Source organism: Clostridium sp. MCC328, assembly GCF_018785465.1.
In the GTDB taxonomy this organism is placed as follows: Bacteria; Bacillota; Clostridia; order Lachnospirales; family Lachnospiraceae; genus Pilosibacter; species Pilosibacter fragilis.
In genome coordinates, this window is sequence record NZ_WQPW01000001.1 from 56,983 (window position 1) to 73,515 (window position 16,533).

18 protein-coding genes are annotated in these 16,533 nt (G+C 43.1%); 16 read left to right on the forward strand and 2 right to left on the reverse strand.

What is annotated here, in order from left to right:
- Positions 1 to 5 precede the first annotated feature (5 nt).
- The 16 genes from GPK83_RS00290 (at position 6) to GPK83_RS00365 (ending at position 15,745) form a co-directional block, all read left to right on the forward strand.
- Positions 6 to 764, forward strand: coding sequence for a flagellar biosynthetic protein FliR (locus GPK83_RS00290; RefSeq protein ID WP_015553142.1), 759 nt, complete (start codon positions 6 to 8; stop codon positions 762 to 764).
- 16 nt (positions 765 to 780) lie between these two features.
- Complete coding sequence (flhB, locus tag GPK83_RS00295) at positions 781 to 1,854, forward strand: flagellar biosynthesis protein FlhB (RefSeq protein ID WP_015553143.1); 1,074 nt, start codon at positions 781 to 783, stop codon at positions 1,852 to 1,854.
- A 21-nt stretch (positions 1,855 to 1,875) separates the two neighbouring features.
- Positions 1,876 to 3,999 carry a flagellar biosynthesis protein FlhA gene (gene flhA / locus GPK83_RS00300; RefSeq protein ID WP_015553144.1) on the forward strand — a complete coding sequence of 708 codons (2,124 nt, stop codon included), beginning with the start codon at positions 1,876 to 1,878 and terminating at the stop codon, positions 3,997 to 3,999.
- Between the two features lie 49 nt (positions 4,000 to 4,048).
- Positions 4,049 to 4,846 (forward strand): sigma-70 family RNA polymerase sigma factor, encoded by a 798-nt coding sequence (locus tag GPK83_RS00305; protein WP_015553145.1) that lies wholly within the window; start codon positions 4,049 to 4,051, stop codon positions 4,844 to 4,846.
- On the forward strand, positions 4,827 to 5,624 hold the full coding sequence (locus tag GPK83_RS00310) for a flagellar hook-basal body protein (RefSeq protein ID WP_117514362.1): 798 nt from the start codon (positions 4,827 to 4,829) through the stop codon (positions 5,622 to 5,624). Before GPK83_RS00305 ends, GPK83_RS00310 begins: the two co-directional genes overlap by 20 nt.
- Before the next feature lie 13 nt (positions 5,625 to 5,637).
- Positions 5,638 to 6,429, forward strand: a complete 792-nt coding sequence (locus GPK83_RS00315; RefSeq protein ID WP_015553147.1) for a flagellar hook-basal body complex protein — start codon at positions 5,638 to 5,640, stop codon at positions 6,427 to 6,429.
- A gap of 8 nt (positions 6,430 to 6,437) precedes the next feature.
- A complete protein-coding gene (locus GPK83_RS00320; protein ID WP_015553148.1) occupies positions 6,438 to 7,058 on the forward strand; it encodes a chemotaxis protein CheC in 621 nt (206 codons plus the stop codon).
- Complete coding sequence (locus GPK83_RS00325) at positions 7,058 to 7,546, forward strand: chemotaxis protein CheD (RefSeq protein ID WP_015553149.1); 489 nt, start codon at positions 7,058 to 7,060, stop codon at positions 7,544 to 7,546. The genes GPK83_RS00320 and GPK83_RS00325 overlap by 1 nt, the downstream gene beginning before the upstream one ends.
- Positions 7,547 to 7,616: 70 nt before the next feature.
- The gene (locus GPK83_RS00330) at positions 7,617 to 8,555 is read left to right on the forward strand and encodes a chemotaxis protein (RefSeq protein ID WP_015553150.1); all 939 of its coding nucleotides are present in this window, start codon (positions 7,617 to 7,619) and stop codon (positions 8,553 to 8,555) included.
- Positions 8,556 to 8,569: 14 nt separating this feature from the next.
- Positions 8,570 to 9,709, forward strand: coding sequence for a hemerythrin domain-containing protein (locus tag GPK83_RS17080; protein WP_015553151.1), 1,140 nt, complete (start codon positions 8,570 to 8,572; stop codon positions 9,707 to 9,709).
- A 60-nt stretch (positions 9,710 to 9,769) separates the two neighbouring features.
- Positions 9,770 to 10,540 (forward strand): ParA family protein, encoded by a 771-nt coding sequence (locus tag GPK83_RS00340; protein ID WP_015553152.1) that lies wholly within the window; start codon positions 9,770 to 9,772, stop codon positions 10,538 to 10,540.
- Between the two features lies 1 nt (position 10,541).
- On the forward strand, positions 10,542 to 11,273 hold the full coding sequence (locus tag GPK83_RS00345) for a late competence development ComFB family protein (RefSeq protein ID WP_215703701.1): 732 nt from the start codon (positions 10,542 to 10,544) through the stop codon (positions 11,271 to 11,273).
- Positions 11,274 to 11,391: 118 nt separating this feature from the next.
- Positions 11,392 to 13,809 carry a flagellar filament capping protein FliD gene (gene fliD, locus GPK83_RS00350; protein WP_015553154.1) on the forward strand — a complete coding sequence of 806 codons (2,418 nt, stop codon included), beginning with the start codon at positions 11,392 to 11,394 and terminating at the stop codon, positions 13,807 to 13,809.
- A 15-nt stretch (positions 13,810 to 13,824) separates the two neighbouring features.
- Positions 13,825 to 14,232: a flagellar export chaperone FliS gene (locus tag GPK83_RS00355; RefSeq protein ID WP_117551782.1), complete on the forward strand. Its 408-nt coding sequence runs from the start codon at positions 13,825 to 13,827 to the stop codon at positions 14,230 to 14,232.
- A gap of 10 nt (positions 14,233 to 14,242) precedes the next feature.
- Positions 14,243 to 14,647, forward strand: coding sequence for a hypothetical protein (locus tag GPK83_RS00360; protein WP_015553156.1), 405 nt, complete (start codon positions 14,243 to 14,245; stop codon positions 14,645 to 14,647).
- Positions 14,648 to 14,653: 6 nt separating this feature from the next.
- A complete protein-coding gene (locus GPK83_RS00365) occupies positions 14,654 to 15,745 on the forward strand; it encodes a nucleotidyltransferase family protein (protein WP_215703702.1) in 1,092 nt (363 codons plus the stop codon).
- A gap of 49 nt (positions 15,746 to 15,794) precedes the next feature.
- On the opposite strand, the gene GPK83_RS00370 is transcribed toward GPK83_RS00365, so the two are convergent.
- Complete coding sequence (locus tag GPK83_RS00370) at positions 15,795 to 16,031, reverse strand: carbon storage regulator (protein ID WP_117483982.1); 237 nt, start codon at positions 16,029 to 16,031, stop codon at positions 15,795 to 15,797.
- 2 nt (positions 16,032 to 16,033) lie between these two features.
- The gene (locus GPK83_RS00375) at positions 16,034 to 16,507 is read right to left on the reverse strand and encodes a flagellar assembly protein FliW (RefSeq protein ID WP_015553160.1); all 474 of its coding nucleotides are present in this window, start codon (positions 16,505 to 16,507) and stop codon (positions 16,034 to 16,036) included.
- Positions 16,508 to 16,533: the final 26 nt, after the last annotated feature.

Below are 16,533 nucleotides of genomic sequence, written 5' to 3' on the forward strand. Positions count from 1 at the left end.
GATTTATGTTTATCACATTTTCAATGGCAGTGATGCGTATGAGCGGAGCCATCGGATTCAATCCCCTTTTTGGAAAAAGTAATTTTCCTGTAAAAATAAGGGCATATTTTATTTTTGCCCTGTCACTGCTCCTGTATCTGTCTGCAGACCAGACCCAGATGGCATATCCGGGATCAATGGCAGAGTACATCCTAATGCTTGCGGGAGAGCTTTTTCTTGGGGCAGTGTTAGCCTTTGCAATGGAACTGGCATTCCTTACGATCCGGTTTGCTTCTTCCATTATGGATTATTCAATGGGACTTAGCATGGCTCAGGTTTATGATCCCCAGTATGGAACCCAGTCAACGGTCAGTTCCGGTATTTATTATGCATTTATGGTACTGATCTTTTTTGCCAGCAACAGTCATTTGCGGCTGTTAGAACTGTTTTACCAGTCGGTACAGCTGATCCCTTTTGGAAAAGTGACATTTAATCCCATGCTGGTCCATGTGATCACAGCTGGATTCTGCCAGGGGATCCTTACTGGTATGCAGTTTGCATTTCCAATGATAGCAATTGAGCTTGTATCAGAACTGGCAATGGGGATTCTGATGCGTATCATTCCCCAGATCAATGTTTTTACGGTAAATTTCCAGGTAAAGATCATAATGGGGCTTTTGATGATGCTGCTACTGTTTTCGCCAATGGCAGATTATATAGATACCATCTTTACATATATGTATCAGATGATGTGGAAGCTTTTAAGCAATATGAAACCAGTCTAAAGGAGTGTCATAGAAGATGGGACAGAGTGGCCAGGAGAAAACCGAACAGCCTACCGCCAAAAAGCGGCGGGATGCCAGAAAAGAAGGAAATATCTTCCAAAGCAGGGATGTAGCTACCGTAGTGATCTTGGCTGGCATATTTTTCGGGATCCGCATATGGCTTCCTTTTATATATGGACAGATGAAAAATTATATGACATGGGTCATAGATGGAGCAGCCCGGTCCTCAGAAGATATGCTTTCAGCCAGCCTTGTTTTTGTTACACTGTCTGTGTTTTTAAAATGTGCGCTTCCTCTGTTGCTTTTAGCCCTTTTACTTGGAATTGTGGCGCATGGAGTACAAACACGTTTTAATGTATCCTTTAAATCCATCCGGCCAAAATGGAACAGGCTTAATCCTCTTTCAGGTATAAAACGTCTGTTTTCCATGAAAAATGCAGTAGAGTTGGTGAAAAACTCCATCAAGATAACACTGCTGCTGGTATTGCTTTACAACATACTGAAGCAGGATCTGCAGCCCATGGCATCAATGATCGATATGAATCCTGCAGCATCTGCGGCTTATATGATGAAAATGATCTTTGATCTGCTGATACGTGTATGTATTGCCTTTATGGTCATTGCCTTTGGCGATTATCTGTATCAGCGCTGGGAATACGAAAAAGAGCTTCGTATGACAAAGCAGGAAGTAAAAGATGAGTATAAACAGACAGAAGGTAATCCTGAGATTAAAAACAGGATCAAAAGCCTGCAGCGTCAGATGGCATCCAGCAGGATGATGCAGAAGGTTCCCCAGGCAGATGTGATCATACGAAATCCTACCCATGTGGCCATTGCTTTAAAATATGATCCTGATCATGACAATGCTCCGGTAGTACTTGCCAAGGGATTAGATGAACTGGCGTTAAGAATCGTAAAGGTGGGGGAAGAAAACAATGTTTATACCATTGAAAATAAACCACTTGCACGGGCTATGTACAATTCCTGTGAACTGGACAGGCCGATCCCCTCAGAATTTTATACGGCAGTGGCAGAAATCCTGGTATATCTGTATAAACAGGATAACGGGAAAAATAAAGATAAAAAATAATAGTTGGAGATTAATGGACGAATGAAACGGTTATTGAGTTACTCAGTGGTTATGTTTGTGATCACGATCATATTGCTTTTGATCATTCCCCTTCCGGCGGGACTGGTGGATGTGGCGATCATATTGAATATGTCCCTTTCCATGATGATCCTGGTAATAACCATGACCATTCGGGAGCCATTGGAATTCTCCATATTCCCCTCTCTTTTGCTTATTACCACGCTGTTCCGTCTGGGTATCAATGTTTCAACCACGAGAAATATCCTTTCTCAGGGAGGTTCATCAGGCCGTGTCATTGCTGCCTTTGGTGATTTCGTTTTAAGAGGAAACGTAGTAGTAGGTCTGATCATCTTCCTGATCATCGTGTTGATGCAGTTTATTGTTATCACAAAAGGTGCAGAACGAGTGGCAGAGGTGGCAGCCAGATTTAATCTGGATGCCATGCCGGGAAAACAGATGGCTATTGATGCAGACCTTAGTTCTGGCCTGATCAATGAAACACAGGCAAGGGAACGGCGTGCCAAGGTTCAGAGAGAAGCAGATTTTTATGGCGCAATGGATGGTGCGACTAAGATCGTAAAGGGTGATGCAGTTATGTCACTTATCACAACTGCCATCAATCTGATCGGCGGCAGCATCATCGGTATTGTACAGTCCGGCAGCAGCATCTCAGCCGTGCTGAGTACCTATTCCATTGCGACAGTAGGTGATGGTCTGGTATCCCAGATACCGGCTCTTCTTATTTCTACTGCAACAGGAATGATCGTTACAAGAGCTGTTTCAGAAGGCAGCTTAAATGAAGATGTATCAAAGCAGTTTCTGGCCCAGCCTCATGCTATGATCGTTAGTGGTGCAGCAGTGGCGGTTATGGCTGTGATACCTGGAATGCCGGCAGTAAGGACTCTGGTTGTGGCTGCATGTCTTATGGGAAGCGGATTTTATCTTTCCGGAAAGATAAAAAAAGAGCCACAGGCATTGTCACAAATGGCAATGGCTCCTTCTACCCAGCTTCAGGATTCCCCACAGGCTCAGGCGGCTGCTGCAAAAGAGGAAGTAAGTGAGGAAGAATATTTTAAAGATGTAAATAATGTATACAGCCTTCTTACACTGGAGCCAGTGGAGATCGAGTTTGGTTATAGTCTGATCCCTCTGGCAGATGAGTCAGTAGGCGGAAGGCTGATCAGCAGGATCGTTATATTCCGCCGCCAATATGCCCAGGATATGGGGTTTGTGATCCCATCCATCCGGCTCCGGGACAGTTCTTCCCTGGGACCAAGTCAGTATAGTATCCGCATAAAAGGAGAAGAAGTTGCAGGAGGAGAGATCCTGATTGATTATTTCCTTGCTCTGGAACCAGAGGAGGTGGAAGAAGAAATTGAAGGTATTGAGGCCATTGAACCGGCATACGGTATACCCAGCAGGTGGATCAAGCCTGAAAACAGAGATCGGGCTGAATTATATGGTTATACGGTCATTGATCCTCTGTCTGTATTGCTCATGCATCTTTCAGAAGTCATCCGGCAGCATTCATACGAACTGCTTACAAGACAGGAAGTGGTAAGGCTTACGGAAAATTTGAAAAAAACAGCTCCTGAACTGGTGGAAGAGGCAATACCACAGATGATCAGCTACAGTTATTTCCAGAGAGTTCTTACAAACCTTCTAAAAGAAGGAATCCCGATCCGCGACCTGGAGACCATTGTAGAGAATCTGATGCAGACAGCCTCAGAAACAGGTCTTCCTCCAAGAGAGCTGGACCAGACAGTAGAAAAGATCAGGACAGCTCTTAAACGTACCATTACCCGCATGTACTGTACAGACGGATGCATGAAAGTCATCACACTGGATGCCCAGCTGGAACGGGAAATGGTCGCATCCTTGTCAAAAGGGGAAAATGGCTTATATCTGGCATTAAACCCGGAAATGCTCCAGCATGTGATCCGGCAGCTGGCAGAGCAGATAAAAAAGTTCAGTGGTTTATCACAGAATCCGGTGATCCTGACTTCACAGGTTATGAGGATCCATTTTTACCATCTGGTAGAACCCTTTTATCCTAATATCAGGGTGCTTTCATTTAATGAGATCGCAAATAATGTGCAGATCCAGTCAATTGGAAATATAAGTACAATGAAAAAAGGATCATAAGTGTACGGTCAAATGATATAAACAGCAGATAACAGGAGTGAGTAAAGTTATGGAAGATAAGCAGGAAAAGGCAGAGAAGGAGTTATTTGCGCTTTATAAAAAAACGAAAGATCCGGAAATAAAGAAAGAGATCACAATGCAGTATCTGTACATAGCCAGAACCACGGCAACGAAACTATATGATCTTTATTCTACCACCATGCAGATGGAAGATGCAGTGAATGAAGGTGTGGTGGCGATCATAAAAGGGATCGATATGTATGATCCGGATAAAAACATTAAGTTTTCCACTTACATTACAACGCGGGTAAGAGGAGCAATGCTGGATTATGTAAGAAAACAGGAGTGGATGCCCCGGGGATTTTACAAGCAGTTGGGGATTATAGAATCTGCATGCGAGGACATGAAGCGTGAATTAGGAAGAACACCAACAGTTGATGAACTGGCAAAGCATCTTGGAATAGAAAAAAAACGCTGTCAGAGGATCATTTCCATGAAAAACAGGAGAAATATCCAGTCTCTTGATTTTTTACTGGAAAACCAGAATACATCCAATGGACTCCAGATCACAAACAACGATACCCAGGTACAGCCTGAGGAAGCATGCTTGTGGGAAGAGGATATGCGGGTGCTGGCAGAAGGCATAGCCCAGCTAAATGAAAAAGAGCAGAAAACACTGGCACTGCATTATATGGAAGGGTTGAAAATGGAACAGGTGGGCCGGGTCATAGGTGTCAGCCAGCCCAGAGCATCCCAGATCCACACGATCGCCTTGCGTAAGCTGCGCCATTTTATAGAAACAAAAAATGGAAAGGGGATAAAGTCAGATGTATCAGGGATTTTATAATCTGGCGTCAGGCATGCTGACCCAGAGCAGGAACTTAAATACCATCAGCAATAATATGGTGAATATCCAGACTCCTGGATATAAAAACGAAACAATGGTAAGCAGTACTTTCAAAGAAGAAATGCTTTATCGTACAGGACAGTATAGCAAAGAAAATCCAACCCAGCTGGCAACTGTTTCAAAAATAAAGACAGCAAAGCAGGTTTATACCAATTATGACCAGGGCGGTCTGGAACAGACAGATGGGATCTATGACTTTGCCTTAAATGGAAATGGCTTTTTCTGCATCCAGACATCACAGGGCATTCGGTATACAAGGAATGGTTCATTTTCAGTAGATAAAGATGGATATCTGGTTTTAAACCAGGCAGGAAGAGTCTTAAACAAAGAAGGACAGCCTGTCCAGATCAAAAATGAGAACTTTACAGTTGATTCCAAAGGACACATTACTGCTGCTATTACAAAACAGTCTGATGGTGAAGAAAGCGGCAGCCAGGAAGTTACCATAGAGGATTATGGAACTTTGAAAGTAGTGGATTTTCCAGATCAGGGGCAGCTTCATGCAGAGGATAATGGACTTTTCTCTACTGCACAGGCAGAAACAACGCCTGCAGATACAACTGTTCAATGGAAAATGCTGGAAAAATCCAATGTAGACATGGTGGAGCAGATGACAGCTATGATGTCATCCCAGAGAGCGCTTCAAAGCGCAGCCCAGTCACTGAAAATGTATGATCAGATCATGAGTAAGTCTGTGTCAGATGTCGGTAAGCTGTAAGGAGGATAAAGAAATGAATATGTCATTTTATACAGGAGCAGCAGGAGCCGGACAGTTTACAAAAAAACTGTCAGTTGTATCCAATAACCTGGCCAATATCAACAATACAGGCTTTAAACCTAAAACAGCGGCTTTTTCTGAACTGATCCACTATAATCTTAATGATTCTGAAAATGCCCAGACAGAGCTGCAGACAGGTTCAGGAGCCAGAGTGGAGCGTACCTGGACGGATTTTAGTACAGCCGGTGCTACTCAGACCGGAAAAGAATATGATTATGCAATTATGGAGCCTAATGCATTTTTTATGATACAGGATCCTGCGTCAGGTGAGATCACCTATACAAGAAACGGTCATTTTCACAGGGGAGAACGTGAAGATGGATTTTATCTTACAACAGAAGATGGAAAGCTGGTGCTGGACCAGAACCGGCAGCCTCTTAAGCTGGAAGTAACAGATGTAGAAAAGCTGCAGGAGGAATCAGAGTCAGAAGACGATGACTACGATACAGATGATACAGACAGCACAGAGGATGATACTGACCTTCCTAAGGTAAGTGTATACACATTTTCAAACCCCAGCCGTCTCTTAAGCGTAGGAGATAATGAATATAAAGCACAGGATGGAATGGAAGCTTCTTTAAAATCAGATGCGGTCCTGCAAAAAGGGGCACTGGAGAATTCAGGCACCGATATGGCAAAAGAAATGGTCCATGTGATCGAATGTCAGAGAGCCTTTTCTTATGCTGTAAAAATGATCACTACATCAGATGATATAGAGGGAACGATCAATTCACTGAGAGGATAAGGTAAAAAATGGAAATAAAGCGATATGAAGATATGGACCTGCAGGCTCTGGATGTAATGCGGGAGATCGGCAGTATCGGTACTAGTCATGCAGCAACTGCTCTTTCCAAGCTTCTGCAGAAAGAAGTCCGGATCTCGATCCCATCTGTGAATATCCTTGGATACAATGATGCCATGAACCGGATCGGTGATGCGGAGGAGCTTGTTGCAGCAGCCCTTGTAAAAATGTCAGGTGATATTGAGGGGTTGATGCTGTTCCTTTTCGACCTGGATTTTGCAAATGAGGTATTGGAAAAACTGCTTGGAAGCCGTTATAAGTCCTTTCTGGATATGGACGAAATGGCCAGATCAGCACTGGTAGAAGTAGGAAACATCATTATCTGTTCTTATATAAATGCTTTTTCACAACTTGTAAATGTAGAGGTGGAACTGTCTGTTCCAAGTGCTACCATCAACATGCTGGGTGGGATCTTAATGGTACCTATTGCTGAGTATGGATATGAAACAGATAAACTGATGTATTGCAATGCAGATTTTGTGATCGGCGGAAAAGCACTTTCTGACTGGCTGCTCATGCTGCCGGACATTCGTTCTCTAAACGATATTTTAGAGAGGTTGGGAGTTTCATAATGATCGGAGGCACAGAATTAAAAGTAGGAATCGGTGATATGAAGTTTTCACGAGGGGAAGGAAGGATCATAACCTATGCTTTGGGTTCCTGTATCGGGATAACCTTTTATGATCCGGTTACCCGTCTGGGAGCACTTCTGCACATCATGCTTCCGGCACAGTTTGAAGGAAAGGATTCCAATCCATTTAAATTTGCAGACAGCGGCATCAGGGAAACCCTCAGAAAGCTGAAAATATTCGGTATGGTAAAAAGCCGGATGGTAGTTAAGATCGCAGGGGGAGCCAAGATGTTTGAGATCAGCGGAAACAGCAGCTTTGGAAATATCGGGCAGAGAAATGCAGAAAGTGTAAAAAAAGTCATGGCCCAGGAAGGAATCTGTATCGCAGCAGAGGATACAGGAGGAAATTATGCCCGTACCATGCTTTTAGATCTTGCAACAGGCGATGTGATCGTGCGTACAGTGGGACGACCGGAACGCCATCTATAGCCAGGGCTTTCATTTATGGTGGTGTCACCATCTGTGACATGCCTGTTTACAGAAAAAAGGAGAGAAGATCATGGTCAAAAATGAAAAAGAAGGGATTCTTTTAGAATCAGGAACAAACGAGATTGAAGTAATGAAATTCACAGTTCTGGGTGAATTTTATGGCATTAATGTGGCAAAAGTCCAGGAGATCATCATGAGTGAAAAGGTAAAACCGATGCCTCATGCAAACCCGGCAGTAGAAGGCATCTTTAAACCAAGGGATGAGCTGATCACAGTGATCAACCTGGCAAAATATCTTACAGGAGATGACCGGGAAAATGGGCCAAGAGATCTGTTTATCGTAACAAATTTTAATAAAATGACGGTCGCTTTCCGGGTAGACAGTATCGAAGGTATCAGCAGGATTTCATGGAAAGATATACAGAAGCCAGATAAGACCATTGCAAATGGAGATGACAGTGTTGCTACCGGTATTGCCCAGTGCGGAAAAGAGCTGGTGATCATCCTGGATTTTGAAAAGATCGTGGCAGAGATCGCACCGGAAACAACTATACAGGTGACAGATGTAGATAAGATGGGAGACCGCCCTATCTGCAACAGTCCTATTGTGATCGCGGAAGATTCCATTCTTTTAAGTAAAATGATCGATGATTCTCTGGAAAGGGCCGGATTTACCAATGTAAAGAATTTTTCCAATGGCCAGGAGGCATGGGATTACCTTTCACAAATACATAATGATTCTGATCTGTATGATAAGGTCAATCTGGTCATTACAGATATCGAAATGCCGGAAATGGATGGCCACAGGCTTACAAAGCTGATCAAGGATGACGAACATTTAAAGAAGATCCCGGTTATCATCTTCTCTTCCCTGATCAATGAGCAGATGAGGCAGAAGGGGAAAGAATTAGGTGCAGACGAACAGCTTTCCAAGCCGGAGATCGGGCATCTGATCACAGTAATGGATGAACTGCTTGCCCGTTTTAAAAAACAGTACAGTCAGCAGTAAGGAGGACTCTAAGGATGGAAAAATATGTATTAACACAGGATCTTGTAACAGGAAATGAACTGATCGACAGTGAGCACAGGAAGATTTTTGACGAAGTCAATACCCTTCTGGATGCATGCTCAAAAGGAAAGGGAAGAGAAAAACTCTCAAGTCTGGGAGAATTTCTTGTTGAATATGTAACGAAACACTTTTCAGATGAGGAGGATCTCCAGAAGCAGTCAAAATATCCGGAATATACAGAACATCATAAATTTCATGAATGGTATAAACAGAAACTGGGGGATGCCATTATAAAACTGGAGCAGGAAGGTCCGACGATCAATTCCCTGGGCGAGATCAACTATATGGTAAGCGTGCTGGTTAAGCATATCCGGGAAACAGACCGCAAGCTGGCCCAGTGGATCCAGAATGGAGCCAAAAATGAAGTTACAGCTTCTAAAGTGGCAACAGGATCAGCTGTATCAGGGAAAACTTCCTATATGGATACCGTTACAAAAGATGAAAGTACAGAAAATCTGGATATCCGTCAGATCCTGGATATAAAAGAACTTCAGCGGATCCAGGATCTGTTTTTAACGGTCACAGGCATGACAGCAGCAGTAGTGGATATGAAAGGAAAATACATTACGAGAGGAAACTCCTTTACCAGCTTTTACAGCAGGTATACCAATGGAAAACATAATGAGCTGCGAGAGTTTACCCAGGATCTTACAGTAGGAGGATTCCGTGCAGGTACAGTGATCGGCGGTATCGTCCTTGGAGATTACCCGGATGATTCAGCCCCAAGCCAGGAAGTAGTAAGTGCCGGTGGGCAGCTTTTAGCTGAGATGCTGAATCTGTGGGCTAATGCCCTTTATTACCGGAAGAGCAATGCAGACAGCGTAGAAGCATTTGCAAAAGAGGAAAAGAAAGTACGGGATGCAGTAGGACAGATCAAGTATAAGGCAAAGGGACTGGAGCAGACGGCTACGATGGAAAAAATGCTTTCCCTGAATGCGGCCATTGAAGCAGGCCGTGCCGGAAAAGCAGGTGTAGGCTTTGGTGTTGTGGCAGATGAGATCGGCCGTATGGCAAATGAGTCAGCAGCTGTATATCAGGAAATCCAGGAGCTGGTAAAACAGGTAGAGGAATCCATGGAACGCCTTGGAGAATAATACAGGGAGATCTTTCAGAAAATATTGTATGCAGAAGAGAGGATAAAAGGAGATACATAAATGGTCATTACGGTTTCAAATCAAAAAGGCGGTGTGGGAAAGACCACAACATCAGCAGCGCTGGCTGCAGGATTTTCGATGGCAGGTAAAAAGGTTCTGTGTATAGACCTGGATCCCCAGGGAAATCTTGGATTCTGCCTTGGTCTGGATACCGAAGGAGGATCTACTATACTGGATGTATTAAAAGGAGATATATCCATACAAAAGGCTATCAGCCGCACAGAAGGGATCGATATCCTTCCTTCTGATATTACATTAAGCAGCAGTGGTCTGGAGTATAATCCGGGAGAAGAAAAAGAATCTATTTTAAAAAATGTTTTAAAGCCGGTAATGGATTTTTATGACTATATTGTGATCGATACACCCCCTGCCTTAAATCTTCTCACAGTTAACGCATATGCAGTTTCTGATTATCTTATTATACCAATGGCATCGGATATCCTCAGTCTGGTTGGACTGTCACAGTTAAAGGAAACAGTAGAATCTGTCCGCATACAGATCAATCCCGGCCTTAAGATCATGGGTATCCTGCTAAACCGCTTTAATCCAAGAACATGTCTTTGCAGGGATGTATTGGAAATGGCCGGGCAGCTGGCCGCGCAGCTGGAAACCCGGGTATTTGACACAAAAATAAGGTCCGGAGTGGCGATTGCAGAAGCACCGGCCCATGGAGAAAGTATTTTTGAGTACAGTCCGAGAGCATCAGCTGTAAAGGATTATGGAAAGTTTTTAGATGAGGTAGAAAAGATCATAGGTTTCAGGGAGAAATAATATGGCAAAAAAAACAAATAAAACCTCACATGTGCTGAACCTTATCACAGGTTCACAGCCGCCAGTTGCGTCTTCTGGCGAAACACAGCCGTCTTCTTCAGCTTCCGGTGAAACACAGCAGGAAGGATCAGCTGCTGAAGAACCGGTAAGAGTGCCTTCCGCTAATGTGACTGTAGTTGATCCAAGAGAAGAAGGAAAGCTGGCAGAAGAGATCCAGAAGAATCTGATCCAGGAGCTGGAAAAAGAACAGACAGAAGAGCAGGCAGAACAGCCCGGGGAGCAGGAAGAACAGTCGGAAGAACAGTCAGAAGAACAGTCAGAAGAACAGTCGGAAGAACAGCCGGAAGAACAGACAGAAGAACAGACAGAAGAACAGACAGAGCAGCCCAAAACAAACGCAGGGACACCTGTACAGAAAGAACCGGAACAACAGGAAGAGCAGAAGCAGGAAGATGGTCCAAGTTACCGGGTCGTAAATATCATGGAGGAGATTCTTACTCCGGAACTGATCCTTGACGCACTGAAAAGCAATGATACCTGTACCTGCAGCCGCTGTCAGGCAGATGTGAAGGCGCTGATGCTTACCAGGCTGCCGCCCAAATATATTGTAGCAGATAATACGACAGTCCCGATGCTGTTAACCTTTTACCGCAATAAATTCCGTGTGGCTGTTTTAAGTCAGTCCATGAGAGCCTGTATGGAAGTAAAAGAACATCCACGCCATATCTTATAAATTTTCATGCTGCGCCGAAATATTTATATAGAATCTATAGAATCACAGGGATAAAGTATACAGAAGCGGCGCATTTTATGTACTCCGCGACATCACATGACTGAAAGGAGCAGCAGATATGTCAAGTGTATCAAGTACAAGCAGCAGTCTTGGAAATACAGCTTTAAGAGGATTTGGTGGTTTAGCTTCCGGTATTGACAGGGATGCACTGATCGAACAGATGACAGCAAGAACAACATCCAAGATCACATCCAAGAAACAGGCTATGACCAAACTGGAATGGAAGCGGGATGCATATCGTTCTATCAGCAATAAGATCATAGATCTTCAGGACAATTACCTTAGCTATTCAGCAACAAAGAGCTTAAAAAACAGTGATTTCTTTGCAAAAAACCAGGTCAGTGTACAGGGAGATCCTGACTATACAAAATATATATCAGCGACAGGAAACGCAGACACTGCATCCAGAGTATCAGTTCTGGGAGTAAACAAATTAGCAACATCTGCCACATTGATCTCCGGCGAAAAGAAAACAGATTCAGCTATTACCTTAGGCGGCATCAGCGCGTCTGATTTTAGCAATAAAGAAATAAAGACCTCCAATCTTTCCGGAACGAAGCTGACATTTGGAACCTACAGTATTACAGATAAGCAGTTTACAACGGAAGCAACCTTTACGTTCCCCACCAGTTATGAAAAAAAGCTGGACAATGGAAAAACAGAGACAGTTACCATTGATTATACGGCTAGTTCTGACAAGATAGTAGAACAGCTGAATGAAGCCCTTGATTCCCAGGGATTTCTCGGAAAAGATGGAAAGAGCGGCATTAAATTTACACTGAATGGTGATCAGATCCAGATCAGTCAGACAGACAGTATTACCGATAAAGGAAAAAGCTGTGTGATCAGGGAAACATCATCTGCTTTAAAGAGTCTTGGCTTTAATTCCGGCAAGATGAATCAGGATGATATAGATAACGGCATTTCACTTGATGAATTTAACGCATCTTCAAATAAATCTTCATTCGAGGCTGCAGCTATAACAAAGCAGCCCCTTTCCGGCTATCTTAAGGGAAAATCAATTTCTGTTTCTTATGGCGGACAGACAAAGAATATTGAACTGATCGGCGATAAGGAAGAGATAAAAGATTTTAAAGCTTTTAAGGATAGCTTACAGAATAAGCTGGATAAAGCCTTCGGTTCAGGAAAGGTTACTGTAGGTGAGGGTCAAAATGGCAGCCTGACGTTTACTGCAAAAGACAACAAACAGACATTACAGATATCCGCAGACTCAAAGGAACTCCAGAATGCTCTGGGTATCACATCTACCCAGTCAAACAAGATCAGTACAGGAAGCAGCCTGTGGGAGAACAGGGTCAAACTGGGACTGGGAAAATACGATACAAAAGAGAAATTAAACGACGCATTAAAAAACTTTACAGTCAATGGTGCAAAAATAGATAATATTACTGCAGATACCACAGTAGACGGACTGCTTACTGCGATCAATAATAATAAAGATGCGGGAGTAACTGCCACCTATCTGGGCAGTGAAAATAAATTTGTTCTTTCTTCCAATGAAAAAGGTGAGGGCCGTAAGATCACCCTTGGTGCAGATCCAAAAGATACTACTGATGCAGCAAATCTCATTTTCGGCGGGGTAAGCCAAGATGGCACAGATGGTGAGATGAGTATTCTCTATAATGGGGTACAGACCACCATTACCAGCAGCAGCAATACCTTCTCCATTGACGGTCTGGATATTAGAGCCACTAATACATTTAATACAGGCTCTGCAACAGCAGAAGGCGGTGTCAGCTTTACTGCTTCAGCAGATACAGAAAAGGTGACAGAGACTGTAAAGAAATTCATTGAAGCTTATAATGCCATGATCGATGAGGTCCGCACCCAGGCAACAACCAAGCCGGACAGTAATTATAAGCCTCTGACAGATGACCAGAAAAATGAAATGAATGAAAATTCCATTAAAAACTGGGAGGATAAGGCAAAAGAGGGTATTCTGTACAACAGCAGCGCTTTAAAAGATCTGGACAATGCTACCCAGGGCATTTTCTCTTCAATGATGATGAACGGTGTTTCTTATGACGATCTTGAAAAGATCGGAATTTCCTTCTCAGATGATTACACAGCAGGTGGAAAGATCGTATTTGATGAAGAAAAGTTTAAAACTGCCATGGACAGTGATCCGGAAAAGGTATCAGACCTGTTCACAGGCACGCATGGTATTGTAAACACCATAGACAGTACTCTTTCTACTTATGCCACCAGATATGCAAGCAAGAATGGAAATTCCTATGGTGTGCTTATTGAAGAGGCAGGATCTGAAAAACTAAGCCTGACCCTGACTAACAACAGTATTTATAAAGAATTAAAGGATATGCAGGAAACCATCACAAACCTGCAGTCACAGCTGTCAACTGAGCAGGACCGTTATATCAGCCAGTTTACGCAGATGGAAAGGCTGATCAATCAGATGAATTCACAGTCCAGCTACCTGTCACAGTTAGGTGGCTGATGGGGGTAAGAAAGCATGTACGAAAAGTTTAAGCAGTACAAGGAAAGTACGATCTATTCTATGAGCAATCTGGAGTTGTTGCTTTTATTGTATGATGAAGCAGTGAAACGTCTGAAAATGGCACAGATCGCACTTGAGGATAAAAAATATGAGACTTTTGAAGAATGTCTCGAAAAAACAGGACGGATCGTCCGGTATTTAATACAGATACTGGATATGCAGTATCCCATCAGCAAGGATCTGAAACGTATCTATGAGTACCTGATCTATGATATCAGCCGTGTTAAAGCAGGAAGGGAACGCAGGGCAGAAGAGATTCCAAGGATCAGCCACATACTTTCTGAATTAAGAGATGCATTTAACCAGGCAGGAAAGATTTCCGGCGATCAGCATATTGTGAGAGAACGAAGTGTTTTCGGTTAAAGGAGAATATATGAGCGCAGACTTGGAAACAATTTTGATATATCTTCAAAGGAGATATAATATATTAAGAGAAGTTTGTAGTCTGACGGAAGAACTGGCGGAGGCAGTGGAGCGCGGCGACACAGTCTCCGCTTCTCTTCTTTTAGATATGAGGGGAGAACAGCTGCAGCGCCATGCAGACTGTGAAGAACAGATCATCCTGCAGACTGCGGGAAACAGCCTTCGGGCCCGGTATCTACGAGATCTGGCTAAAGGTCCATTAAAGAATGTAAAAAGCTGTTTTAAAGGAAAGACAGAGCAGGAAAAAATGCTGGAGAAGCGTATTGAGGATCTGCGTTGCCGCACAGAAAAGCTTTTAGATAAGATACGCAGGATCGATGGGGGACTTAACAGAAGAATATCAAAAAACAGGTGAAGTTAAATGGAAAATCAAAACTTTTATGAAGGCCGCATACTGGTAAATATGGCTGCATCTGTTATGCGCCAGGATGATTTAAAGCCGCTTCATGGAAATCTGGACTGGGAAAGGCTGTTCCGGGTTGCAGATTATAACAAAATTTCAAACCTGATCTATCTTGCAATCCTTGGAAATAATGAAAAAATGCCGGAACGGTGGAAAACACGCTTTTATGAGCGCTACAGCGATATTCTGAAATTCAACGAAAGCTGCACAGAAGGAGAACGGGAGATACTGGTCCTTCTGGAATTAAAAAAAATCCCGGTACTCGTCCTTTCCTCCAGCAGCCGCAGACAGCTGTATCCAAGGGAGGAAATGGCAGGGGAAAGCTCTCTGAAGCTTTTTTTTCTTGACCCGGAAGATTATCTTTTTGCAAAAGGCTATCTGGTCAATATAGGCTACGAAACGGATACGCTCTATCCGGGAGTGGGTGAAAAGATGCGTATACCAGGTCGCTTTTCTGTGGAGATCTATCATACCTTTCCTTTTAAAACCCAGGTATACCAGAGGGGGATGGAAAAGCTGCTCCAGCGTGTTTTCCTGAAAGAAAATGGTAACTACATTTATGAATGGAATGCCATAGACCAGCTAGTCTATCTGATGATCCAGTCTGCTTACCTATATGTAACAGGACATCTGCAGATACGCCATCTGACAGACTTATATGTATTTTACAGAAAAGCAGCAGAAGAAGACCAGTTTCAGGAGCTTGAGAACCGGCTAAAGGAATTTAAAGTAAATATACTGGCGCAGAAGCTTCTGCATTTAAGCTATATGTGGTTTGGAACACGGGAAGAATGTGCCAGCATGGAGACAGAGGAAGAAGAACTCCAGGTATTTGATATACTGGAGAAAAATGTATTCTACGGCATGACAGGGAAATTTGGGCCGGAAACAGATGAACAGGCGCTGGATCTTAGATCAGACATATTAAAAGAAGAAGAGCGGGAAAACCGCATGGAAAAAAGAGCATTATTTTACCGGCGTCTGAGAGAGTTTTTTTCTCTCGTACGCCGGCAGCTGAAAGAGCTATATGATATTTTGTATAGCAGATAAGAGTCATTTTATCAGTATTCACCCGTTTGCGGGTCATTAAGCTTATGGTCTATTTCTTCATATAAGAATTCAGTCCTTTTTCAATAGAGCGCAGTGAATCTGTATCAGATAATAAGGCATCCAGGTTGCTGCGTTCTGCTTCTGTCAATTCTTCCCGCAAAATAGAAATATGCTTCGGGGCATTTATAGCCAGGCTGACAGATCCATTGTCGCAGTCAAGTACAGTGATGCGTATGTCATTCCCGATCAGGATACTGTCATTTTTTTTACGTTTCAGTATCAGCATGGCTATTTATCTCCTTTTTTAGTGTCCTGTTCCTTTATCTCTTTACCAAGAAGAGAACGTAAGGTATGGCGGTAATCATAGTCAGCGTTGGATAAGATCACCTGGATTCCTTTGCGGGTATCCGGATTAATGGCAAGAGGACATTTCAAGTTGACGGTTCCATCCAGATAATCCTTCTTTACAGCACATATGACATAATAGGACAATTCATCACTGGAATTTACTTCCAGAAAGGATAATTCTTCTGGTAGAAGAACCGGTGAATAAGAAGGAAAGAGTGCTGCTGCATCGATGAGAAAAAAGGCTACATAAGGTTCGTCTACAGACTGCAATATCAGCAGGGAACTGTCATCTTCCTCCATAGAGAGGGGAAGATAGTCATGGTACTGGGAAAAACCAAATAAACCATCTGGAAATACAACCAGTTCATCTTTTGTATAATCAATTTCGCCGTAATATTTTGTATCAATCTTCATGATTGCATAAGCCTCCGGGGGTCAGT